Consider the following 20348-nt stretch of genomic DNA (forward strand, 5'->3'; position numbering starts at 1 on the left):
GCCCTGCGCGGCCGTCAGGCGCCGTCTAGGAAACCGGCTGCACGGAAACGACCAGGGCCCCGGGTCCGGCATGGGCACCGACCGCGGATCCGGTCTCGACCAGCCAGGATTGTTCGGGCGCCAGGCGTTCGCGCAGGGCGTCGAGCACCCGCTGTCCGTCCGACGCGGCGTCGCAGTGACCGACCATCAGGCGCAGCTTGCCGGTCGGAACCCGCCGGGCCACGTACGCCGCAAAACGTTCCGGCACGCGGCCCTGGCCAAACAGGCCGCCGACCACGCCCAGGCGCCCGCTTGGCTTGACCTTGGCGATCGGGGTAAGGCCCAGCCAGTGCACCGGCGCCTTGGCCCAGGCGGGAATGCGGCCGCCGCGCACCGCATGGGTGATGTCGCGCGCCAGCGCCCAGGTGAGCGTGAGCGGCTTGAGCCGCGCCACTTCAGCCAGGATCTGTTCCGGGCTGGCCCCGTCGCTGGCCATTTCGGCGGCACGCATGACCAGCAGGCCTTCGCCGGTGGAGGCATTGCCGGTGTCGAAGACGTGGGTGCGATCGGGATGACCACGCTGCGCGGCCGTCTCCGCCGACTGCAGGGTGCCGGAAATCGTGCGCGACAGGCCCACGTAGACCAGCTCGCGATGGTGCGAGAGCAGGAATTCGAACTGCCGGCGGAAATCGCCCGGCGGCGGCTGGCTGGTGCGCGGCAGCACCGTCTCGCTGCGCATCTTGCGGTAGAACTCGGCGGTGGAGAGGCCGACCTTGTCCAGGTAATCCTCGTCGCCGAAGTTCACCCGCGCCGGCACCATGTGCACGTTCAGCCGGCTCATCTCCTCGTCCGGCAGGTCGGCGGCGCTGTCGGTGATCACCGCCACGACCGCGGCCGCGGCGACGGTGCGCGCCTGGGCGTGCATGTCGTCGGCCTTGGTGCCTTCCACCCGGCCGAAGCGGCCCGCCGTTTCGAACAACTGGCTTGGGGCGGCCACGTGCGCGTGCAGGCGCAGGCGCGAGCTGCTGCCGGCGATCACCACGCACGACGCACCCAGTTCGCCTACCGCCGCGCGCAGGCCGGCCCGGTCCAGGCCCTCGCCGACCACCAGGCATTCGCTGCACCAGCGGTGTTCGGGGTCGGCGTCGGCCAGTTCGCCGTGGGCCTGCGCGGCCTCGAGGTCGGCGGGCAGTTCTTCGGCGACGCCGGTGGCATCGACGGCCCCGGAGGAAATGAAGTCGTGGATGCCTTCGAGCAGGTCCACGAAACCCTGGGCGCCCGCGTCCACCACCCCGGCCCTTGCCAGCACCGCCAGCTGGGTGGGCGTGGCGGCCAGGGCCTGGCGGCTGCGTTCGAGCGCGCGCCGGAACCAGGTACCGAGGTCACCTTCGGCCGCCGGTTCCAGGCCATCGGCAAACGCACTGATGACGCTCAGGATGGTGCCTTCCTTGGGATCGGAAAGCGCCAGGCGCGCCGACGTGGCGCCCGCCCGCACGGCCTTGGCCAGCGCGGCCGCCTCCAGGGCACGGGCCGTACCCGCCGCTTCGGCGACGCCGGTAAGGAACTGGGCAAGGATGGCGCCCGAATTGCCCCGCGCGCCGTCCACCGCGTCTTCACCGACCCGGCGCAGCAGGTCGCCGGCACCCTGCCCGCGCCGGCTCAGCGCGCCGGTCAGCACACCGCCGAGGGTAAAGGCGAGGTTGCTGCCGGTGTCACCGTCGGGCACCGGGAAGACGTTGATCTTGTTGAGCATCTCGCGCTGGGCGATGACGCGCCGCGCGCCCGCGATCAGGGCGCGGCGCAGGGCCGGGCCACGGATCAGCGGCTGAGGGAAGGTCAGGGTCGCGGCATTCATGTGCCGCCGGAGTCTGCCCGAAGCGACGGACTTGTCCATGCTGCAGCGCCGCAAAAGCGGCACTGGCGGCGGCCCGCCCGACGGGTAGAATCGGGCGCAACCTTTTGCCATCCCCGCGCATCTATCGGGGTGTCCCGTTCTGCAGGTGTCGCCCATGTTCCGGATCGTGCTCAGCCTCAGCCTCGTCCTCGCTACCGCCATGGTCCAGGCCGCCGAACCCGCGCCTGCCACGACGGAAGCCGGCACGTGCGCCAAGGCCACCGGTCCCGCCGAGAAGCCGGCCGAATCGACCGCCGCCGAACCCGCGACCACGCCGGGCGCCACCTCGCCGGTCCGCCCGCGCAGTAGCGGCGCCTCCGGGCGGCCGGCACCACGCTGGAACTCGCTCCTGCCCGGCATGATCCGCTGACCCAGGGCCCCTGAGCCCTTGCCCGGCGCCGGCCGCGCCCGCAGTCTGCGGGCATGAAATCCCTGTTCCGCCGACTCCTTGCCGTTGCCGCGCCGCCGAAACTTTCGGATGCGCAATGCGACGCGCTGCTCCAGGGCCTGCCTTTCCTCGTCCGCCTGGCCCCCGGCCGCCTTGAACGACTGCATGGCCTGGTGGCGCGCTTCCTGCGCGAAAAAACCATCACGCCCCTGCAGGGCCTGGAACTGGCGGACGCCCAGCGTCTGCAGCTGGCCGGGCTGGCCTGCCTGCCGTTGCTGGAGTTCGGCGCCGAGGGCCTGCACGGCTGGCGGCAGGTGCTGGTCTATCCCGGCGCGTTCCGGGTGCAGCGCCGGCACCACGACGAGGACACCGGCGTGGTCGCCGAATGGATGGACGAACTCTCCGGCGAAGCCTGGGACCAGGGCCCCCTGGTGCTCAGCTGGGACGACATCCAGGCCGAGCTTGCCGAGCCCGGGGACGGTTACCAGCTGGTGGTGCACGAGATGGCGCACAAGATCGACATGCTCGATGGTGCGATGGACGGCACGCCACCGTTGCCGGCGGCCTGGCAGCGCGAATGGGCGCGCGATTTCCAGGCCGCCTACGAAGCCTTTTGCCAGCGCGTGGATGACGGCGACCAGACGGAGATCGATCCCTACGCCGCCGAAGCGCCCGAGGAATTTTTCGCCGTGACCAGCGAGTACCACTTCTCGGCCCCGGATCTGCTGGAGCGGGAAATGCCGGCGGTGGCCGGGCACCTGCGCCGCTTTTACGGCGAGTCGCCGATTCCCGGCACGGCCTAGAACGCGGGCGGGATGTGCACCGCGAAGCGGGCGCCGCCGAGCTCCGGGGACTGGGTGACACTCAATTCGCCGTGGTAGGCGGTGACGATGTCCTGCACGATCGCCAGGCCGATGCCGTGGCCACGCACGCGTTCGTCGCCGCGCACGCCGCGCTGCAGCAGGCGTTCGACCTTCTCGGGCGGTATGCCGGGGCCATCGTCATCAACGGTGATGTTCACGCCGGGGCGCCGGTCCGGCGGCGCGGCTTCGACCGACACGGTCAGCAGCACGCGCTTGTCGGCCCACTTGAAGGCGTTCTCGAGCAGGTTGCCCAGCAGTTCCTGCAGGTCGCCCAGTTCGCCGTGGAAGCGGGCGGCCGGATCGATCTCGAATTCACAAAACACGCCGCTGCCGGCGTACACCTTCTCCAGGCCGGCAACAATTTCCTCGGCGCGCGGCTCGATATCGATCGGTGCCGAATACAGGGCATGGCCGGTGCGGGCGGCGCGGGAAAGCTGGTAGGACACGATCTCGTTCATGCGCTGCACCTGGGCCGCGACTTCCTCGCGCAGCTGGTCGTGGCTGGCGTCGGCGTCGAGCCGCGAACGCAGCACCGCCAGCGGCGTCTTGAGGCTGTGCGCCAGGTCCGAAAGGGTGTTTCGGCTGCGGTCGAGGTGGGTGCGCTCGCTTTCGATCAGCGAATTGATGGAGCGCGTGATCGACTCGAGCTCGCGCGGATGGCGTTCCGAAAGCCGCTGCGATTCACCCTGGCGCACGCGGGCCAGCTCGCGCTCGACGTTGCGCAGCGGCAGCAGGCTCCAGCGCAGCACCAGCAGCTGCACCATCATCAGCACGAATGCCGCCAGCAGCAGGTTGGACCAAAGCGCGCGCCGGTAGATCCGTACCTGGTCTTCGATCTGCTGGGCGTCCTCGAACACGCTCAGGGTCAGCGGGATGTCGCCCGACGCCGACTCCCAGATGATGCCGAACGAATAGGCATAGACCGAATTCTCCATGCCGTCGGAATCGACGATGGTCAGCGGTCCTTCGAACCGCCGCTCGTTCATCTCCAGAAGTTCCACCGGCGGCATGGACCGGCCCAGGGTGGAAGCAGAGTCCCAGGTGACGCCCTCGCCGCGGATATTGGCGTAAAGGCCGCTGCCCGGCGACAGCAGGCGCATGTCGGGCGGGATCTCCGGGGAAATGAAGCCGCCGATGCGGTCGACCTCGCCCTCCTGGATGTAGGCGTTGGCGAGGTTGGCCAGGCGTTCGCGCAGGCCGTACTGGGCGGTGGCGGCGAAGGCGCGGTCGAGCGCCAGGCCGGTCAGGCCGAGGAAGGCGACCAGCGCGAGGCTGGCCGCCAGCATCTGCCGGGCCTGCAGCGACAGCGTGCGCCAGGTGCGCACGATGTCTTACTCGTCGCGCGGGATGGCGAAACGATAGCCGCGGCCGCGCACGGTTTCGATCGGCTTGATCTCGCCGTCCGGGTCGAGCTTCTTGCGCAGGCGGCCAATGAAGACTTCGAGGACGTTCGAATCGCGGTCGAAGTCCTGCTGGTAGATGTGCTCGGTGAGGTCGGCCTTGGAGACCAGCTCGCCCGCGTGCAGCATCAGGTATTCGAGCACCTTGTACTCGTAGCTGGTCAGGTCGACGCCGGAACCATTGACGCTGACGGTCTGGGCCGAAAGGTCCAGGCGCACCGGGCCACAGTCGAGCGTGGGCTTGGACCAGCCGGCGGCGCGCCGCAGCAGGGCGTTCATGCGGGCCAGCAGCTCTTCGACGTGGAAGGGCTTGACCAGGTAGTCGTCGGCGCCGGACTTGAGGCCCTCGACCTTGTCCTGCCAGCTCGAACGCGCGGTCAGGATGAGGATCGGGAACTTCTGTCCGGCCTCGCGCAGCGCCTTGACCAGGTCCATGCCCGACATCTTGGGCAGGCCAAGGTCGATCACGGCGATGTCGAAGGGCACTTCCTTGCCGTGGTACAGGCCTTCTTCGCCGTCACCGGCGGTATCCACGGCGAAACCTTCGCGCTTGAGTCGCGCGGCAAGGGTTTCACGCAGCGGGGCTTCATCCTCGACCAGCAGTACGCGCATGGCGTCTCCTTCAACAGGGGAACGACCCGGATGGGCCGGGACAGGGTTCAATCGTCTTGACGGCTCGCGGCCCGCGGAGCGGGTTCGCGGACATCGGCTTCAGGCGCCGGTGCGCGCTGGGCGGGCCGGTTGGCACGGTCGCGCAGCATCAGGCTGCGGCGGTCGGTGCGCGGGGGCGCGCGGTCCTGGACCGGTCGGCGGTCGTGCAGCACCCGCACGCGACCTTCCGGGGTCAGCACCTTGATGCGGTAGACATCCTGGCCACCGCGCTGGATACGCTCGGCGCGCAGGACACGGCCACCGTCGCGCTCCACTTCGCGAATGCGCTCGCCCACTTCGGTCCGCTGGGCGCTGGCTTCTTCCGCCCACGCAGGCAGCGCCAGCGCGACGATGGCGATCAGCAACAAGGGGCGAAGGACGTTCAGCATCGGCGGGAGGATAGCTCCGAGAGGGGGGACCGGCTAGCCGGAAGACGGGGAGGAGTCTGTTCGCCGGGCGGTGAATCCGGTATGAACCCTAATTACGTCAATAACTTGTACCTGAACAATCCGGGCCTGTCAGTAAACTTCGGCGACGCAGCAGCGCAGCGAGCCCCCGGCCTTCTCGATCTCGTCCAGCGGCACGGGGGCCAGTTCGAAGCCCGCCCCGGCCAGCGCGGCCCGCTGCTCCACCGTCAGCGTCCCCGCACCGGCCTGGCTCATCCGGACCCGATCCTCGCGCAGGGCGATGCAGTTGCCCGCGAAAGCGGCCTTTTGTCCCGGCGAGAGCACCAGCACGTGGGGGGCATACAAGGCCACCAGCGCCTCGACCACGGCCGGGTCGGCGAAGCCCGAGGGCGCGATGGCCAGGGCGCGCCCGGCCAGCACGCTCATCACCACGTTGGCGTGGTACTCGCCCGCCGCCAGGTCGAACAACAAGGTGCCGCGCAGGCCCAACGCCGCGTGCACCGCCCGGGCGCCGGCCTGGTCGCAGCGTTCGCCCAGGCCGGCATAGGCCAGGCCACGGGCACGGTCGATCACCACCGAACCCGTGAGCTCGCAGACGCCGGGCTGCCGGCGCAGGTCGATTTCCTCATAAGCCAGCAGGCCGGTGAAAAAGCCGCGGATGTCGGGCCGTTCGGCCTCGCGCTGGCGCACCGGGTGGCGCATGCGCCCGACCAGCAGCCGGCCCGGGGCCGTGGCGAAGACATTGTTCGGGAACAGCCCGTCCGGCGCCGCCGGATCGCCCGGGAAACACACCACCGGCAGGTCCGCGGCCAGCGCCGCCTGCAGCGCCCGGTGCTGGGCCGATGCCCGTGCCGGGTCCACGGCGACCGACAGGTCCATGTAGGCGTTGTCGCTGGCCGACTGCTCGGCCAGGGCGAACCCGTCGGGCGCCACCAGGAAGGCGGCGCGCGCGCAGGCCGGCCCGAAGTCGGGCGCGACGCCGCGGGCGAAATCCAGGAAGGCCCGCGGGTCGTTCGTTATCACCCTTCGCCCCGGTTCTCGTAGGTCGCGGTGATCGAGGCCCTGGCGAGCGTGTGGAAATGCAGGTTGAAGCCGAACACGGCGCCGGAATCGTCCGGCCCCACGTCCAGGCGCTCGGTATCGACCGCGAACACGGTGAAGATGTAGCGGTGCTTGCCATGCCCCGCCGGCGGCGCGGCGCCACCGTAACCGGCGCGGCCGAAGTCGGTACGGCCCTGCACCGCACCCGCGGGCAGGTCGTGGCCCTCGGGGGCACCGGCGCCCGCGGGCAATTCGTGGGTGTCGGCCGGCAGGTTGGCGACGGTCCAGTGCCAGAAACCCGAGCCCGTGGGCGCGTCGGGATCGAAGCAGGTGACCGCGAAACTTTTCGTGCCTTCCGGTGCGCCGGTCCAGCGCAGCTGCGGCGAGGTATCGCCCATCGCCTTCACGTGCAGGTCCGGCAGGGTGTCGCCGTCCTGGAAGCTGGCCGAGCTGAGTTTGAATGCCATGTCGCTGTCCTCCTTGCGGCTGCGTCGGACGCCCATGCTAGCCGCTGCGGGTTGCCTCGAGCGCACGTTCGACCAGCGACCAGTCGGCGCCGGCGCGTGGCGCGCCCTCGCTGAGCACCTGCCGGAAGATCCTGCCGCCCGGCTGGCCATGGAACAGGCCCAGCCAGTGCCGCGACTGGTGCTTGAGCGCGATGCCGCGGGACAGGCAGCCTTCGACGTAGGGACGCATTGCCTCGAGCAGGTCCGCCCGGGTCCGCGGCGGCAACCCCGGCTCGAACAGGGCGCGGTCCATCAGGTGCAGCCGATACGGCTCGTGGTAGGCGGCGCGGCCGATCATCACGCCGTCCACCTCGGGCATCACCGCCTGCACCTGCTCGACGGTAGCCAGGCCGCCGTTGATCTCGATGCGCAGGTCGCCGCGCTCGCGCTTGAGCCGGTAAACCCAGTCGTAGCGCAGCGGCGGGATCTCGCGGTTTTCCTTCGGACTCAGGCCCTGCAACCAGGCCTTGCGCGCGTGCACCACGAAATGCGTGCAGCCGGCCGCGGCAACGGCGTCGACGAAGGCGCGAAAAACCGCGTAGTCCTCCATCTCGTCCACGCCCAGCCGGCATTTCACCGTGACCGGCACCTGTGACGGCGCGGCGCCGATCATCGCGGCCACGGCCTCGGCGACCAGGGCCGGCTCCTTCATCAGGCAGGCGCCGAACCGACCGGCCTGCACGCGGTCGGACGGGCAGCCAACGTTGAGGTTGACCTCGTCGTAACCCCAGTCGGCGCCGATGCGGGTGGCCTCGGCCAGGTGCGCGGGATCGGAGCCACCGAGCTGCAGCGCCACCGGGTGTTCGACCGGGTCGAATCCCAGCAGGCGATCGCGGTCGCCGTGGATCACCGCCTGGGCGTGCACCATCTCGGTGTACAGGCGCGCGTGCGGCGCCAGCAGTCTGTGGAAGACGCGGCAATGCCGGTCGGTCCAGTCCATCATCGGCGCGACGGACAGGCAGCGTCTGCTGGAATCGTAGGGTTGGCGCGACATGGCGGCTCGACATCCGGGGCGCCGCGAAGGATACACGCCTCGCCCCGGGCACAGTCCCGGGCACGGCCCTTTCAGTCGCTCTTGGTGCCAGCCGCCACGCGTTTGCCGTGGCTGTCGGTGAGCAGCCGGAATCGCCGATTGCCAACGTAGAAGGTGAACCGGAACAGGCCGGCATCCTCGCCGGTCCCCCGTTCGCACAGGGTGGCGATGCGACGGTCGGCGAGCATGGCCGGCACCTGGTCGGGCGCCAGGCCAAGGCCCTGGGCGATGAGCCTTGCGTCGACCTCGACCAGGCCCGGCCCCGGCTCCTGTTCCGCGGCGGAATCAGGCGCCGAGGTATCCACGCCGGCGGCGTCCAGCGCCTCGGCGACACCGCTGAGCGCGTGGGAGTCGAAGTCATTCCAGTCAATGGCGGTCATCGGGGCCCTCCTGCATGGGTCCATCCTGCCGCCCGCCAGGCCCTGCTTCCCTGACCTGGGTCAGGCGATGGCCTGACCTGCGTCAAAATCCCGCCGGCGGATCGGCGCAAACTGGACACTCCAAGCCGCGGAGAAAGACCATGGATCGCGTGAAAGGCAAAACCTGCATCGTCACCGGCGCCGCACTGGGCATTGGCCGAGCCTGCGCCGAACGCCTGGCCGAGGAAGGCGGTGCGATCGCGCTGTTCGACCTGCACGACGCCGAAGGCGAGGCGGTGGCCGCGGCCATCCGCGGGCGCGGCGGCCGCGCCCGTTACTGGCATGTCGACGTCAGCGACGAGGCGGCGGTGAAGAAGGCCGTGGACGAAGCCGCCGCAGAGTTCGGCGGCGTGCATGTGCTGGTCAACAACGCCGGCATCGCCGGGTCGACCAAGCTCACCCACGAAATCACCGAAGCCGAGTGGGACAAGGTGCAGGCGGTGAACGTCAAGGGCGTGCTGTTCGGCTGCAAGCACGCCATCCCGCACCTCAGGGCCGCAGGCGGCGGCAGCATCATCAACCTCTCGTCGATCTATGGCCTGGTCGGCGCGCCCGACGTGCCCGCCTATCACGCCTCCAAGGGCGCGGTGCGGCTGATGAGCAAGACCGACGCGCTGTGTTACGCCGCCGATCGCATCCGGGTGAACTCGGTGCACCCGGGCTACATCTGGACGCCGATGGTCGAAGGCCACCTCAAGGCCAGCGGCGCCACCGACCTCGACGCCGCCCGCCTCGAACTCGGCAACCTGCATCCGCTGGGCCACGTCGGCGAGGTCGACGATATCGCCTGGGGCGTGGTCTACCTGGCCTCGGACGAATCGAAGTTCGTCACCGGCGCGGAGCTGGCGATCGACGGGGGTTACACAGCGCGCTGACGGCGTTGCTCAGCGGCCCTTGCCGTTGCCCTTGCCGCCATTGCCCTTGTCGCCCTTGCCCGGCTTGCCGCCGCCTTCGCTGCGGCCAGCCGGCGGACCGGCGTCGCGACCGCCCTTGGGGCCACCGGAAGCCTTCGGACCACCACGGCCGTGCATGCGGTCATGGCCCTTGCCTACCCGGCCCTTGAGCGCGTGGAAGGCGGACGAACCGGGCTTGATGCCCAGGCGCTGTGCCACCACGCCCCAGCCCTGGCCGCGGTTGCTGTCGTAATAATTGACCACTTCCAGGCAGGGGCGACCCAGCTGCTGGGCGAGCGCGCAGGCGTAATAAATGTCGCCAGGCGCCCAGCCGCGGTCGTAATAGAGGTCGCGCACCAGCGGACGGGGTGCACCGAACACCAGCACCACGTCGTCGATGAAACCGACGGGATTACCGCGCCCGTAGTTGTTGATGTCACCCAGGCGGGTGTCCACCCAGACATCCCCGGTGCGCGGGCTGAAGCCGATGGTCACGGCCTGCGCCCCGGCGGCGACGACCAGGCCGAACAGGAAGAGGGTAAGCAGCAGTTTGTTCTTCATGGTGGACTCCTGGGGATTCTTGTCCCGGTGCCGATTGTGCCCGGGCCGGGTGAACGCGGCCAAAACTGTCAGAGGCGCTGCAGGCGATGGCCGATCGGATCGGGGCGCGGCTGCCCGGCCGCGTCAAGGAGTTCCAGGCTGCCGTCTGGCTGCAGCTGGAACCACTGGTCGGCGCCGTCCGGGTCGATCCGGAACACAACGGCCGGCCCCTCCTCGCCGCGGTGCCGGACCTGGCGCCAGGGGCCGGTCAGCGTGAATACGTTGTCGGCCTCGGCGCCCAGATAGGTTTCCTCCAGCTCGAAGGTCTGGCTGCCATCGTCGCCGCGGCGCAGGGTGAGCCTGGCCTGGATGCCGACACAGTCGCTGCAGGGCAATACGCCCTGCCAGGTGCGCACGAACTGTTCTTCGCCCGGCGGCGCCGATTCCGAAAGGGCGGGTGCTTCCTCGTCCTGCGGCACCGGAGCGTCGGACCCGGATCCACAGGCCGACACCGCCAACACGGCGACAAACATGAACGAAAACCTACCGACGGACGTGATCAATGCCATGAAATGCATCCTAAGGCTTGCAGGCGCCAGCGGCGCTGGCGCAAGTTCGAATCATACGACGGACGGCACAGCCAACCCCATCGGCGGCGCCGGGACGTTCAAGACCTTGCCACCCACCGAAGGAGGTGTCCCATGGTCCGCAACCTGCCGTCGTCCCACCCCACCCCACCCTGGTCCCGACTGGATGGCAAGCGCATCGCCGGCACCAGCCTGGCGATCAGCGTGCATGTCGTGGTGCTGGGCATGCTGATGTTCCCGATGAACTGGCAACCGCCCGTGGACCAGACGCGCCGCGAATCGGTGCCGGTGCTATTCGAGCCGCTTCCCGAGCGCGAGATCCCGGTCACCGTGCCGCCGCCGCGGCGGCCGATCGAGCGACCGGTGGAACGCCCCAGCAGGCCCCAGCCTTACGTGCAGGACACGCCGCTGCCGATTGCCGACGACACACCGGTGTTCGACCAGGGCGAGATCGAGGCGCCACCCATGGCCGACGCCGGTTCCGAATCCACCAGCTTCGATCCGGGGCCGCCGTCGCTCGAGACGCTGGCCTATGACGTTGCCCCGGCGCCGCGTTATCCGCGGGCCTCGCTGATCGCCGGCCACGAAGGCACGGTGGTGCTGCGGGTGCTGGTGGACGAAACCGGCAAGCCGGTGGATGTCTCGATCGAAGAAAGCAGCGGGCACCGTGCGCTCGATCGCGCCGCACGCCAGCAGGTGCTCGAGCGCTGGCGCTTCCATCCGACCCAGCGCGGCGGCCGGCCGGTAGCCGCCTACGCCCTGGTGCCGATCGTGTTCAGCCTGCCCTGAGACTGGACAATCACGCCGGTTCAACGGATCGTCATCCACAGTGACGATCCATTGAACCGGAGCACTGAATGTCCCCACGCCGCCCGCTGTCCGCCGCACTCGTCCTTGCCCTGGCCCTCGCCGGGACGCCCGCGCTCGCCCAGGACGCACCGGAGCCACAGCCGCGCTGGACACTGGGACTGCTGGCGATCGAACGCGATGCGCCCTACCGCCAGCTCGACGAAGACCTGGTGGTGGTGCCGCTGGTGCGCTTCGAGGGCGAACGTTTCTACTTGCGGGGCCTGCGTGGTGGCGTCGTGCTGGCCAAGGACGGCGGCTTCGAGTTCGGTGCCTTCCTCCAGGGCCGCGGAGACGGCTATGAAGCCGCCGATTCACCTTTCCTGGCCGGCATGGACGATCGCGACTTTTCGCTCGACATCGGACTGGCCGCCAGCTGGCGGGTGAAACGCGTCGGCCAGTTCGAAGCATCGCTGGCCACCGACATGCTCGACCGCAGTGGTGGCCAGGAAGCGGCGCTGTCCTGGACGGGCCTGGTGCGCGCCGGCGGTTGGCGGCTGCTGCCGGGGGCATCGCTGTCCTGGCAGTCCGGTGACATGGTCGACTACTACTACGGCGTTCGCCCGGATGAAGCCCTTGTCGGTCGCCCGGCGTATTCGCCGGGCTCGGCGCTGTTCCCGGAGGTATCGCTGCTGGCCACGCGCCCGCTTGGCGAGCGCTGGGAGCTTTTTGCGCGTGTTGGCCACACGTGGCTGCCTTCCGAAGTCACCGACAGTCCGCTGGTGGACCAGGACGGCCGCACCTCGGTGATCCTGGGCCTGGGCTACACCTTCGACTGAACCCTGCGCGACTCGAGCAGGCCGATGGCCGCGGGAATCTGCGCGGCGGTTTCCACCGTCTCCATGTGGCTGGCGTGGCTGGCTTCCAGCCCGTGCTCGAGTTCGTGCGCCCAGGTGACGTGATAGGGCATGTGCACGCCCCAGCCGCCCAGGCGCAGCACCGGTTCGATGTCGGAGCGCAAGGAATTCCCGACCATCACGAAGTCGTGCGACGCCAACGAGAACTCGCCGAGCACGCGCCCGTAGGTCGTCGCGTCCTTTTCGGACACGATCTCGATGCGCTGGAAAAGGTCGGCCAGGCCGCAGGCGCGCACCTTGGCTTCCTGGTGGAACAGGTCGCCCTTGGTGATCAACACCACGGGGCGGTCGCGCGCCACCGCCTCGACGGCGGCCCGGATGCCGGGAAGCAGGTCGACCGGATGCGACATCACCGCCTTGCCGAGTTCGACGATGCGGTGGATGTCGGCCGCGGCGATGCGCTGGCCGGTAAGCGCGATGGCGGTTTCCACCATGGAAAGGGTCATGCCCTTGGCGCCGTAACCGAACAGCTTGATGTTGCGCCGTTCGGTGTCCAGCAGACGCTCGTGCAGGCCGGCGTCGGCCAGGTCCACGTAGTTTCCGACGACGGCCTCGAACTCCGCGTGCGCGGCGCGGAAATAGCCCTCGCTGTGCCAGAGCGTGTCGTCGCCATCGAATCCGACCAGGCCAAAACCCATGGCTGCGGGGCTCATTCGGTGAGGGGTTGATCGAGCGTCGGGTCGCTGCCGCCGATGATGACGCTGCCGATGCGCATCTGGTAGATGGCGTCGTGCGCCTTGCCGAAAACCTGGGCGGTGGCTTCGGCCAGGTCCGGGCCGACGCCGCCCTGCATGACGTAGCTGGCGCACTCGGCGCCGAGCACCGAAGAGGCTTCGCGACGGTTGTTCCCGAGGCCCAGGCCGGTGATGCGCTGGGGCTGGTCACCCAGGGCCACGATCGCGCGCACCTGGGTTTCCGGACCGGGACGGACGTGCCAGGCCGTCGCTTCCGGGGCGGTCAGCAGCAAGGCCACCGGACCGGGCACGACAATGTCGACGCGTCGAATGACCTCACGGCCCGGCTCGGCGTCCGCGACCGGCGCGGCGGCGTCCACGACGAACAGGCGCGCACTGATCGGCAACCTCAGGCCATCGATCCGGCACGGGCCCCAATCCGGGCCGGTCGCGGCCGGAGCCGACTCGACGCCGGCGGCCACCGCGGCCTCGGTCTCCGGAGCCGCCTCGTCGTCGCCGCAAGCGGACAGCAGGCAGGTGGAAACCAGGACGGCAAGCAAGAGGCGTGGCGACGACATGCGGGGAAATCCTTGAATCAAGTCAGCCGGCAGCATAAACCCTCGTGTGCCGGCCGCGGGTTCAGGCAGTGCGGCGGCGCCCCAGCACGCGCTCGCGATGCACCATGTACAGGCCGCTGGCGACGATGATGCCCGCACCGAAGAAGGTCCAGCCGTCGGGCAATACGCCCCAGATCATCAGGTCCAGGCCCAGGCCCCAGGCCAGCGCGCTGTATTCGAAGGGCGCCACCACCGACGCCTCGCCGGAACGGAAGGCTTCGGTGATCGCGACCTGGCCGAGGAATCCGGTGACGCCGACGCCGGCTATCACCCAGGCATCCGCCGCCCGCAGCGGCACCCAGGCCGGCAACGCCAGCACCGAGGCGCCCACGGCGGTCATCACCAGCATCCAGAACACCATCGACTGGCCACTGTCGGTGCGATGCAGCACCCGCACCAGGATGGCCGACAGGGCGTAACCCGCCGCAGCCACCACCACGGCCAGCCCGGCCCAGCCGAACAGGCCTTCGCCGGTGGGCCGCAGGACCACCAGCACGCCAACCAGGCCCACCACGATCGCGGCCCAGCGGCGCGGGCCAACGTGTTCGCCCAGCATCGGCACCGACAGTGCGGTGATCAGCAGCGGCGCCACGAAGAAGATGGCGTAGGCGCTGGTCATCGGCATCTGCCGCAGCGCGAAGGCAAACGCCGACAGCATCATGATCGAGAGGCCGGCACGCAGCAGGTGCAGCGGCCAGCGGATCCTCAGCAGCCCCACCACCGTGCCCGTGGCCAGCACCCAGGCCACGACCAGCGGCAGGCCGGACAGTCCGCGCAGCGCCGCCACCTGCATCGGCGGGTAGTGCCCCGACAGCTGCTTGAGGCCGCCATCCATCAGCGAGAAGAAGCCGACGGCAAGCAGCATGGCAACGATGCCGCGGAGGTTGGACTGGGTTTGCATGGCGGTATTGTCGCTGGTGCCGGCGTCGGCCGGGGGCCGAACATCGGCGCCGTGGGGAAGCCCTGGAGAAACAGCAGGTCGCGGAAGAAGCTCATGGCGGACTCCTGGCCCCGACGGGGCGTGGGTTTAGGTGACTGAAAGATAGGTCTCGCCGGCACCCTTATGTAGCGATATCTTTAGTACCCGGACTTGAACTGGATTCAACATGAGTCGACTCCCGCTACAAGCCCTTCAGGGTTTCGTGACGGCCGCGCGGCTGGGCAAGCTGTCGCTGGCGGCAGAGGCGCTGAACCTGACGGTCAGCGCGCTGAGCCACCAGGTCCGCGGCCTGGAGGACCGGCTGCAGCAGCGCCTGTTCGAACGGGGTCCGCGCGGCATCCGGCTGACGGCCGATGGCCAGCGGCTGTTCGATGCCGTGGCCGGCCCCCTGCAATCACTCGAGCATGCGCTGCGCCCCTGCGCAGGCCGGCGCGACCACGTGCTGACCCTGAGCCTGTTGCCGTCGATGGCCTCGAGCTGGCTGGTGCCGCGCCTGCCCGGCTTCCTGGCCGCGCACCCGCAGCTGGAGATCAACCTGCAGTCGGGCATCGGCCTGGTCGATTTCCAGCGCGACCGCGACGTGGACGCCGCCATGCGCTATGGCCCGGGCCATTGGCCCGGCCTGGAAGCGATGCCCTTGTTCGAGGATTGGATCGCGCCACTGGCCAGCCCGGACCTGGTGCGTCGCCTGGGCGGCGACACGCCCGGCGACCTGTCGCGCTACCCGCTGCTTGAAGACGACGCCGGGCGCTGGCCGGAGTGGTTCAACCGGTTCGGTGGCCAGCGGCCGCCACGTTTCGTCGCGCGCTTCGATGATGCCGAAACACTTCATCGCGCCGCGGCGTCAGGCATGGGCGTGGCCCTGGGACGCCTGACCCTGGCCAAGCCACTGGTGGACGCGGGCCTGCTGGTGCTGCTGAGCAAGCAACGCATGAAGGCCAATTACGCCCATTACCTGGTGCATCCGCCCCGCTCCGCCGACCACGCCGGCTTCCTGGCCTTTCGTGACTGGCTGCGGGGCGAAGCCGCCGACTACGCGGACCACCTGGCCCGGGAAACCGGCTGAAGCCGGTCAGCGGGCGCAGGCGCGGGCGACCTTGGCGTCAAGCGCGGAACGCTGCTGGAAATCGAGCTTGTTCCAGAGCCGATCGCGCAGCTCGTCGGCCGCCGCGCGGGCCTTGTCGCAGCGTTGGCGCCGCGCCTGCGCAAGCTCGCTACCGCGCGCACGGGCCTTGCCGGCGGCGGACGGCAGCCTGCCGCGGACAGGCGCCGCCCCTTGCGCGGGCGCCGCATGCGGGCGCGGCGCCGCTTCGACCTTGACCGGCTGCACCCAGGCCTGCCGGCTGCCCTCGGCGCAGGGCAGCGTCTGGTAGCTGACCGCACCGGACGCCGCGACGCACTTGCGCAGTTCGGCGCCTGGGCTGGCGCTGGAAAGAAGCAGCGCGGGGAAAAGGAACAAGGACGGTATGCACATGGCAGGCTCCTGGCGGAGGGGCCAGTGCACCGCATCGCGGGTCGTTGGCACATCCGCGCAAGTACCCGCGGTCAGGCCCGGATCCCCCCTGTGCGCCTGTACGAAAACTCAGGAGTCGTAGACGTGCGCGCACTGGGCAACCACCCAGGCGCGCAGCTCGGCCAGCTGGGCCTGGGTCAGGCGCAGCCATGGCTTCTCGAGCACCGAGTCCGAGAATTCGTGCGCCTGGGTGCACTCACTCTTGCGGCGCGGGCTGCCGGCGGCCTCTTCGGCGCGGGCCTGGGCCTCGGCCTGCAAGCGCTGTTCTTCGGCCAGACGCGCGGCTTCGGCCAGACGCGCTTCTTCCGCCGCGCGCCTGGCCTCGGCCTCAGCCAGGGCGGCGCGCGCGGCGAGCTCCTCGACGCTGGGCCCGGGCTCGGGCGTTGCGTCGCGTTTCCAGACCTGGGTGCTGCCGGCCGGACAGGGCTCGGACAGGATGCTGACCGCACCCTGGGCGTCGGTGCACTTGAACAAGGACTCGGCCACGGCGGGCGCGGCCAGGGCCAGGCAACACACGGCAAGGAAGAAGCGACGCACGGCTTATTCCGCCGCCGCCGGCCCGGCCGCCGGGCTGCCCCGGAGGTGGGTGTCGAGGAAGGCCAGGATGCGGCCATAGCCTTCGATCTGGTTCTTCTTCTTGGAGAACCCGTGGCCTTCGTCGTCGAACACGACGTATTCCACCGGCACGCCATTCTTTTCCACCGCCGCGACGATATCGTCCGACTCCGGCTTGATCACGCGCGGGTCGTTGGCGCCCTGCAGCACCATCAGCGGCACGTCGATCTTGTCGGCATGGAACAGCGGCGAAGTTTCGATGAGGAACTCACGCTGGGTCTCGGGGTTGCCGATCTCCTGGTACAGCGCCTCGCGGAAGGACTCCCAGTACGGCGGGATCGATTCGAGCGTGCGCAGCCAGTTCGAGACGCCGAAGATGTTCACGCCCACCTTGAACTCACCCGGCTGGAAGGCCAGCGCCGAGAGCACCATGTAACCGCCGTAGCTGCCGCCGATGATGCCGATCTTGTCGTCGTCCACGTAGTCCAGGGTCTGCAGGTACTTCTTGGCCTCGACCGTGTCCCACAGCGGCTCGCGGCCGTGCTTGCCGTCGTCTGCGGCGAAGAAGGTCTTGCCGTAACCCGAGCTGCCGCGGTTGTTGATGCCCAGCACCACGTAGCCGTGGTTGGCCAGGTACTGGATGAGGGCGGAATGGGCGCGCGTGGTCTGGCCGCCCGGGCCACCATGCACCCAGACCAGCGCCGGCGCCGGATTCTGGGCATCGGCCTGGTGTGGCTTCCACAGGATGTTGGGGATCGCCATGCCGTCGAAGCTGTCGAAGCGCACGACGGTGGAATCCACCAGGTCGGCGGGATCGATCGCCGGGTTCAGCGAGGTCGTGAGCTGGGTCGGCTCGCCGCCGCCGGCCAGGTCGAGCACGTACAGGTCGTTGGGCTGGCGGTCGCCGTTGAGATAGAAGGCCAGCTTGCCCTCCGAACGTGAGACGCGCAGGTTGCGCACCTCGCCGGCCGGGAAATCGGGAAGGGCCACTTCTTCGCCGCTGGCGGTGTTGAACAGCTGCACGCCGGTGCTGCCGTCGACGTTGGTGGCCACGGCAAGATAGCTGCCGTCGTGCGAAAGCGCGGCATCGACGATGTCCCAGTCGGCCGAACGCACCGGCTCGTGTTCCCAGGTCTGCAGGTTCACCCGGCGCAGCGCGGCGAACTCGCCCTGGTCGTTGGCGGTGTAATACAGCCACTGTCCGTCCGGGCTGAAGGCTTCGGCGGCGAACTGCGCCTGGCCTTCGTGTTCGGAGACCTTGGTGAGCTTGCCGGTGGCCAGTTCGACCACGTGCAGGTCGCTGTCGTTGGTGGTGTGGGTCTGGCCCAAGGCCAGCCAGCGGCCATCGGGCGAGATCTCGCCGGGCTCGTAGCCAAGCTCGTTCTTGTAGATCAGCTCGCGTTCGTAGTCGTCGGCGTCGTAGCGGTAGACGTCGAAGAAGCGCGGATCACGTTCGTTGCTGATGACGAAGAAGGCGTCGCCATCGTGACTGAAGCCCATCAGGCCGGCCTTGAGGTTTTCGCCCGGTGTCAGGTCGCGTTCGCTGCCGTCGGCTTCGATCACGTACAGGTGGTCGAGCTCGTTGCCACCCTGGTCGCGGCTGACCAGCACGCGGTCGTCGTTGGGGAAGAACGCCTCGGCGTAAACATTGTCGGTCTCCGAATTCGTCACCGCCGTCCATTCGCCGCCGCCCACCGGCAGGGTGTAGGCGTTCCAGACGCCGGACTTGTTCGAGGAGAACAGGATGCGCGACTCGTCGGCGCTGAACGACGCGCCGCCGACGCCGGTGGATTGAATGAACTCCTCGATCTCGTACTGGCGGGACGGCCGCACCTCGGCTTGCGCCTGGCTGGCGGCGTTGGCGCCGGCATCCGGGGCTGGTTCCGGCGAACGCTGGCAGGCCACCAGGCCCAGCGACAGGGAACAGGCAATGGCGAGGGTGAGGCCGGTACGGCGGAAAGCAGGCATGGGCGGGTCTCCGGGGGCGTGAAGGCCACAATCTACGCCGCCTTGGACCGGCCTGCGAGTCATCAAAAGCTGAACGGAATTTCCCCGGCCCCATGACGCGTTGAGCGTCGTCGCGCCAGCATCCGGATGTCGGTCATCCCCGCTGTCCTGCGCGTGGCCGGACCTGAAGATTCGCAGCCGATAGATCGCATGCAACTGCGCTCTAACGCGAGATTCAGGCGCAGGCTCGTAGGCTGTTTCCAGCTGCAGGAAAGAACGTTCGCCGAATCAAGAGATCACCCTGCAGCGTGATCACCGGCCGCATCAAAGGAGAAATCCAATGACGACCAACAATGCCGGGCTCCGCCAGGAAAAGGTGGAGACCCTCAACGAACTCATCCAGGCCACCCGCGACAGCGCCGAGTTTTACGCCGACGCGGCCAAGGCCGTGAAGAATCCCCAGCTGCGCTCGCTGTTCGACGACATGGCCGAGTCGAAGCAGGGCCTCGTGGGCAGCATGGCGCGCGAAGTTCGCGCCGAGGCGGGTGAACCCGCCACCGACGGCAGCCTGCGCGGCAGCCTGCACCAGTTCTATTCGACGCTTCGCGCCGAGATGGCGAAGGACCACGGCGACTACGCCTACGTCAAGGAGCTCGAGAAGAGCGAGGACCGCCTGATGGCGGCCTTCCACGACGTGATCAAGCGCGACGACGCGCCCAAGGCCGTGAAGGAGTCGCTGCTGAGCTACCTGCCCAAGGTGCAGCAGCACCACGACACCATGCGCGAGCGCAAGTGGGCAATGGAAGCGCGGCACTAAGCCGCGCCTGCCCGCCCGAACCCACCCGGAAAGTCTCACTACTGGGAGGAATCATGAAGACCAAGAACACCCGCATCAAACACACCCTTCTTGCCGGCGCCCTGGCGGCGCTGGTCGCCCCGGGCCTGGCCCTGGCTGGCGACAAGGCCAAGGCCGGCCACGGCGACGAAAAGAGCCTGGCGGCCATGATGGATATGTCCGCAGCTGAAAAGGATGCGTACCGCGAAGGCCAGATCTGGGCCACCTACGTGACCAACCCGGGCCTCGATGCCCTGGACCTGCAGATCGACGTGCAGGGTGACAAGGCCACGATCAGCGGCACCGTGGAAACCGCCATCCAGAAGCGCCTGGCCGAACGCATCGCCGATCGGACCGACGGCATCAGCCGGGTGGACAACCGCATCAAGGTTGACCCCGAGCTGGTGGTCACCGTGATCGAGCCCATGCCCGGCTACTCAAGCTTCGTGGCCGACGCCACGCTGGAAGCCATGATTGATTCCAAGCTGCTTTGGAACCAGTACACCGACGGCCTGGACATCCAGGTCAGTTCGAACCTGGGCGTGGTCACCCTGACCGGCGTCGCCGACACCCCGAGCTCGCGCGCCCTGGCCGGCCGACTCGCGGCTGGCACACCCGGGGCGGTACTGGTGCACAACAAGCTGACGCTGGACCCCGACCAGAAGGGCCAGGTCGCAACGGCGGAGGCCGCTGACGCAGACAACCTGCTCAGCGACGCGTGGATCACCGCCAAGACCAACTCCACCCTGCTGTGGACCGAAGGCGTGCATGGCACCGACATCGACGTGGAAACCAGGGACGGCGTGGTGACGCTGGAAGGCACCGTCGAGAGCGGTTACGAAAAGGAACTGGCCATCGACATCGCCCAGGGCATCCGCGGCGTTCAACGCGTGGACGCCAGCGGCCTCGTGATGCAGGACAGCAGCGAAGCCGTCAGCCAGCGCTGATCGACGAGAACAGGCA

Annotated in this window: 24 protein-coding genes; 8 read left to right on the forward strand and 16 right to left on the reverse strand. The window is 69.0% G+C overall.

Translation table 11 applies throughout. The features are described from left to right. Nucleotides 1-25 precede the first annotated feature (25 nt). Nucleotides 26-1834, reverse strand: coding sequence for a DegV family protein (locus tag ACYVJH_RS08485; protein WP_460454176.1), 1809 nt, complete (start codon nt 1832-1834; stop codon nt 26-28). A 154-nt stretch (nt 1835-1988) separates the two neighbouring features. Between ACYVJH_RS08485 and ACYVJH_RS08490 the strand changes: the two genes are divergently transcribed. After that, complete coding sequence (locus tag ACYVJH_RS08490) at nt 1989-2243, forward strand: hypothetical protein (protein ID WP_460454177.1); 255 nt, start codon at nt 1989-1991, stop codon at nt 2241-2243. A gap of 53 nt (nt 2244-2296) precedes the next feature. Next, nucleotides 2297-3064 (forward strand): M90 family metallopeptidase, encoded by a 768-nt coding sequence (locus ACYVJH_RS08495; protein ID WP_460454178.1) that lies wholly within the window; start codon nt 2297-2299, stop codon nt 3062-3064. Here the strand turns inward: ACYVJH_RS08495 and ACYVJH_RS08500 are convergent. The 7 genes from ACYVJH_RS08500 to ACYVJH_RS08530 all read right to left on the reverse strand — a co-directional run bounded on the left by ACYVJH_RS08500 (nt 3061) and on the right by ACYVJH_RS08530 (nt 8542). Beyond that, the gene (locus ACYVJH_RS08500) at nt 3061-4410 is read right to left on the reverse strand and encodes an ATP-binding protein (RefSeq protein ID WP_460454283.1); all 1350 of its coding nucleotides are present in this window, start codon (nt 4408-4410) and stop codon (nt 3061-3063) included. The genes ACYVJH_RS08495 and ACYVJH_RS08500 overlap by 4 nt on opposite strands. Nucleotides 4411-4455: 45 nt before the next feature. Next, nucleotides 4456-5136, reverse strand: a complete 681-nt coding sequence (locus tag ACYVJH_RS08505) for a response regulator transcription factor (RefSeq protein ID WP_460454179.1) — start codon at nt 5134-5136, stop codon at nt 4456-4458. A 47-nt stretch (nt 5137-5183) separates the two neighbouring features. Further along, the gene (locus ACYVJH_RS08510) at nt 5184-5564 is read right to left on the reverse strand and encodes a PepSY domain-containing protein (RefSeq protein WP_460454180.1); all 381 of its coding nucleotides are present in this window, start codon (nt 5562-5564) and stop codon (nt 5184-5186) included. Nucleotides 5565-5693: 129 nt separating this feature from the next. Continuing rightward, on the reverse strand, nt 5694-6605 hold the full coding sequence (locus ACYVJH_RS08515) for an arginine deiminase-related protein (protein ID WP_460454181.1): 912 nt from the start codon (nt 6603-6605) through the stop codon (nt 5694-5696). Continuing rightward, nucleotides 6602-7090, reverse strand: a complete 489-nt coding sequence (locus ACYVJH_RS08520; RefSeq protein WP_460454182.1) for a YbhB/YbcL family Raf kinase inhibitor-like protein — start codon at nt 7088-7090, stop codon at nt 6602-6604. The genes ACYVJH_RS08515 and ACYVJH_RS08520 overlap by 4 nt, the downstream gene beginning before the upstream one ends. A 37-nt stretch (nt 7091-7127) precedes the next feature. Continuing rightward, on the reverse strand, nt 7128-8123 hold the full coding sequence (dusA, locus tag ACYVJH_RS08525; RefSeq protein ID WP_460454183.1) for a tRNA dihydrouridine(20/20a) synthase DusA: 996 nt from the start codon (nt 8121-8123) through the stop codon (nt 7128-7130). Between the two features lie 71 nt (nt 8124-8194). Beyond that, nucleotides 8195-8542, reverse strand: coding sequence for a DUF6522 family protein (locus tag ACYVJH_RS08530; RefSeq protein ID WP_460454184.1), 348 nt, complete (start codon nt 8540-8542; stop codon nt 8195-8197). A 140-nt stretch (nt 8543-8682) separates the two neighbouring features. Between ACYVJH_RS08530 and ACYVJH_RS08535 the strand changes: the two genes are divergently transcribed. Next, nucleotides 8683-9456, forward strand: a complete 774-nt coding sequence (locus tag ACYVJH_RS08535) for an SDR family NAD(P)-dependent oxidoreductase (RefSeq protein WP_460454185.1) — start codon at nt 8683-8685, stop codon at nt 9454-9456. Between the two features lie 9 nt (nt 9457-9465). Here ACYVJH_RS08535 and ACYVJH_RS08540 read toward each other — a convergent pair whose 3' ends face one another. Together ACYVJH_RS08540 and ACYVJH_RS08545 are read right to left on the reverse strand one after the other, a co-directional pair. Further along, a complete protein-coding gene (locus tag ACYVJH_RS08540; protein WP_460454186.1) occupies nt 9466-10035 on the reverse strand; it encodes a hypothetical protein in 570 nt (189 codons plus the stop codon). A gap of 68 nt (nt 10036-10103) precedes the next feature. Beyond that, the gene (locus tag ACYVJH_RS08545) at nt 10104-10547 is read right to left on the reverse strand and encodes a copper resistance protein NlpE N-terminal domain-containing protein (protein WP_460454187.1); all 444 of its coding nucleotides are present in this window, start codon (nt 10545-10547) and stop codon (nt 10104-10106) included. A gap of 168 nt (nt 10548-10715) precedes the next feature. On the opposite strand from ACYVJH_RS08545, the gene ACYVJH_RS08550 reads away from it, so the two are divergent. Further along, nucleotides 10716-11390 carry an energy transducer TonB gene (locus ACYVJH_RS08550; protein WP_460454188.1) on the forward strand — a complete coding sequence of 225 codons (675 nt, stop codon included), beginning with the start codon at nt 10716-10718 and terminating at the stop codon, nt 11388-11390. 68 nt (nt 11391-11458) lie between these two features. Next, nucleotides 11459-12226: a MipA/OmpV family protein gene (locus tag ACYVJH_RS08555; protein ID WP_460454189.1), complete on the forward strand. Its 768-nt coding sequence runs from the start codon at nt 11459-11461 to the stop codon at nt 12224-12226. Here the strand turns inward: ACYVJH_RS08555 and ACYVJH_RS08560 are convergent. The 3 genes from ACYVJH_RS08560 to ACYVJH_RS08570 form a co-directional block, all read right to left on the reverse strand. Then, a complete protein-coding gene (locus ACYVJH_RS08560; RefSeq protein ID WP_460454190.1) occupies nt 12211-12957 on the reverse strand; it encodes an HAD family hydrolase in 747 nt (248 codons plus the stop codon). The two genes, ACYVJH_RS08555 and ACYVJH_RS08560, sit on opposite strands and share 16 nt — an antisense overlap. Beyond that, on the reverse strand, nt 12954-13556 hold the full coding sequence (locus ACYVJH_RS08565; RefSeq protein ID WP_460454191.1) for a hypothetical protein: 603 nt from the start codon (nt 13554-13556) through the stop codon (nt 12954-12956). Before ACYVJH_RS08565 ends, ACYVJH_RS08560 begins: the two co-directional genes overlap by 4 nt. Before the next feature lie 61 nt (nt 13557-13617). Next, nucleotides 13618-14496 carry a DMT family transporter gene (locus tag ACYVJH_RS08570; protein WP_460454192.1) on the reverse strand — a complete coding sequence of 293 codons (879 nt, stop codon included), beginning with the start codon at nt 14494-14496 and terminating at the stop codon, nt 13618-13620. Nucleotides 14497-14701: 205 nt separating this feature from the next. On the opposite strand from ACYVJH_RS08570, the gene ACYVJH_RS08575 reads away from it, so the two are divergent. Beyond that, a complete protein-coding gene (locus ACYVJH_RS08575; protein ID WP_460454193.1) occupies nt 14702-15601 on the forward strand; it encodes a LysR substrate-binding domain-containing protein in 900 nt (299 codons plus the stop codon). A gap of 6 nt (nt 15602-15607) precedes the next feature. Here the strand turns inward: ACYVJH_RS08575 and ACYVJH_RS08580 are convergent, their stop codons facing one another. The 3 genes from ACYVJH_RS08580 to ACYVJH_RS08590 all read right to left on the reverse strand — a co-directional run bounded on the left by ACYVJH_RS08580 (nt 15608) and on the right by ACYVJH_RS08590 (nt 18571). After that, on the reverse strand, nt 15608-16009 hold the full coding sequence (locus ACYVJH_RS08580) for a hypothetical protein (protein WP_460454194.1): 402 nt from the start codon (nt 16007-16009) through the stop codon (nt 15608-15610). Between the two features lie 108 nt (nt 16010-16117). Further along, on the reverse strand, nt 16118-16585 hold the full coding sequence (locus ACYVJH_RS08585; RefSeq protein WP_460454195.1) for a DUF4124 domain-containing protein: 468 nt from the start codon (nt 16583-16585) through the stop codon (nt 16118-16120). A 3-nt stretch (nt 16586-16588) separates the two neighbouring features. Further along, nucleotides 16589-18571: a S9 family peptidase gene (locus ACYVJH_RS08590; RefSeq protein WP_460454196.1), complete on the reverse strand. Its 1983-nt coding sequence runs from the start codon at nt 18569-18571 to the stop codon at nt 16589-16591. A 319-nt stretch (nt 18572-18890) separates the two neighbouring features. On the opposite strand from ACYVJH_RS08590, the gene ACYVJH_RS08595 reads away from it, so the two are divergent. Beyond that, the gene (locus tag ACYVJH_RS08595; protein ID WP_460454197.1) at nt 18891-19367 is read left to right on the forward strand and encodes a PA2169 family four-helix-bundle protein; all 477 of its coding nucleotides are present in this window, start codon (nt 18891-18893) and stop codon (nt 19365-19367) included. 53 nt (nt 19368-19420) lie between these two features. Then, nucleotides 19421-20332: a BON domain-containing protein gene (locus ACYVJH_RS08600; protein ID WP_460454198.1), complete on the forward strand. Its 912-nt coding sequence runs from the start codon at nt 19421-19423 to the stop codon at nt 20330-20332. Nucleotides 20333-20348 lie beyond the last annotated feature (16 nt).

This window comes from Arenimonas aestuarii (assembly GCF_054781715.1).

Excerpts from the sequence above, each read along its gene's own strand:
- ACYVJH_RS08535 (WP_460454185.1), top strand. The coding sequence starts at position 8,683 with ATGGATCGCGTGAAAGGCAAAACCTGCATCGTCACCGGCGCCGCACTG.
- ACYVJH_RS08545 (WP_460454187.1), bottom strand. The coding sequence starts at position 10,547 with ATGTTTGTCGCCGTGTTGGCGGTGTCGGCCTGTGGATCCGGGTCCGAC.
- ACYVJH_RS08595 (WP_460454197.1), top strand. The coding sequence starts at position 18,891 with ATGACGACCAACAATGCCGGGCTCCGCCAGGAAAAGGTGGAGACCCTC.
- ACYVJH_RS08575 (WP_460454193.1), top strand. The coding sequence starts at position 14,702 with ATGAGTCGACTCCCGCTACAAGCCCTTCAGGGTTTCGTGACGGCCGCG.
- ACYVJH_RS08550 (WP_460454188.1), top strand. The coding sequence starts at position 10,716 with ATGGTCCGCAACCTGCCGTCGTCCCACCCCACCCCACCCTGGTCCCGA.
- ACYVJH_RS08510 (WP_460454180.1), bottom strand. The coding sequence starts at position 5,564 with ATGCTGAACGTCCTTCGCCCCTTGTTGCTGATCGCCATCGTCGCGCTG.
- ACYVJH_RS08590 (WP_460454196.1), bottom strand. The coding sequence starts at position 18,571 with ATGCCTGCTTTCCGCCGTACCGGCCTCACCCTCGCCATTGCCTGTTCC.
- ACYVJH_RS08540 (WP_460454186.1), bottom strand. The coding sequence starts at position 10,035 with ATGAAGAACAAACTGCTGCTTACCCTCTTCCTGTTCGGCCTGGTCGTC.
- ACYVJH_RS08560 (WP_460454190.1), bottom strand. The coding sequence starts at position 12,957 with ATGAGCCCCGCAGCCATGGGTTTTGGCCTGGTCGGATTCGATGGCGAC.
- ACYVJH_RS08580 (WP_460454194.1), bottom strand. The coding sequence starts at position 16,009 with ATGTGCATACCGTCCTTGTTCCTTTTCCCCGCGCTGCTTCTTTCCAGC.
- ACYVJH_RS08530 (WP_460454184.1), bottom strand. The coding sequence starts at position 8,542 with ATGACCGCCATTGACTGGAATGACTTCGACTCCCACGCGCTCAGCGGT.
- ACYVJH_RS08520 (WP_460454182.1), bottom strand. The coding sequence starts at position 7,090 with ATGGCATTCAAACTCAGCTCGGCCAGCTTCCAGGACGGCGACACCCTG.
- ACYVJH_RS08555 (WP_460454189.1), top strand. The coding sequence starts at position 11,459 with ATGTCCCCACGCCGCCCGCTGTCCGCCGCACTCGTCCTTGCCCTGGCC.
- ACYVJH_RS08570 (WP_460454192.1), bottom strand. The coding sequence starts at position 14,496 with ATGCAAACCCAGTCCAACCTCCGCGGCATCGTTGCCATGCTGCTTGCC.
- ACYVJH_RS08495 (WP_460454178.1), top strand. The coding sequence starts at position 2,297 with ATGAAATCCCTGTTCCGCCGACTCCTTGCCGTTGCCGCGCCGCCGAAA.
- ACYVJH_RS08490 (WP_460454177.1), top strand. The coding sequence starts at position 1,989 with ATGTTCCGGATCGTGCTCAGCCTCAGCCTCGTCCTCGCTACCGCCATG.
- dusA (WP_460454183.1), bottom strand. The coding sequence starts at position 8,123 with ATGTCGCGCCAACCCTACGATTCCAGCAGACGCTGCCTGTCCGTCGCG.
- ACYVJH_RS08505 (WP_460454179.1), bottom strand. The coding sequence starts at position 5,136 with ATGCGCGTACTGCTGGTCGAGGATGAAGCCCCGCTGCGTGAAACCCTT.
- ACYVJH_RS08485 (WP_460454176.1), bottom strand. The coding sequence starts at position 1,834 with ATGAATGCCGCGACCCTGACCTTCCCTCAGCCGCTGATCCGTGGCCCG.
- ACYVJH_RS08600 (WP_460454198.1), top strand. The coding sequence starts at position 19,421 with ATGAAGACCAAGAACACCCGCATCAAACACACCCTTCTTGCCGGCGCC.
- ACYVJH_RS08500 (WP_460454283.1), bottom strand. The coding sequence starts at position 4,410 with ATGCTGGCGGCCAGCCTCGCGCTGGTCGCCTTCCTCGGCCTGACCGGC.
- ACYVJH_RS08565 (WP_460454191.1), bottom strand. The coding sequence starts at position 13,556 with ATGTCGTCGCCACGCCTCTTGCTTGCCGTCCTGGTTTCCACCTGCCTG.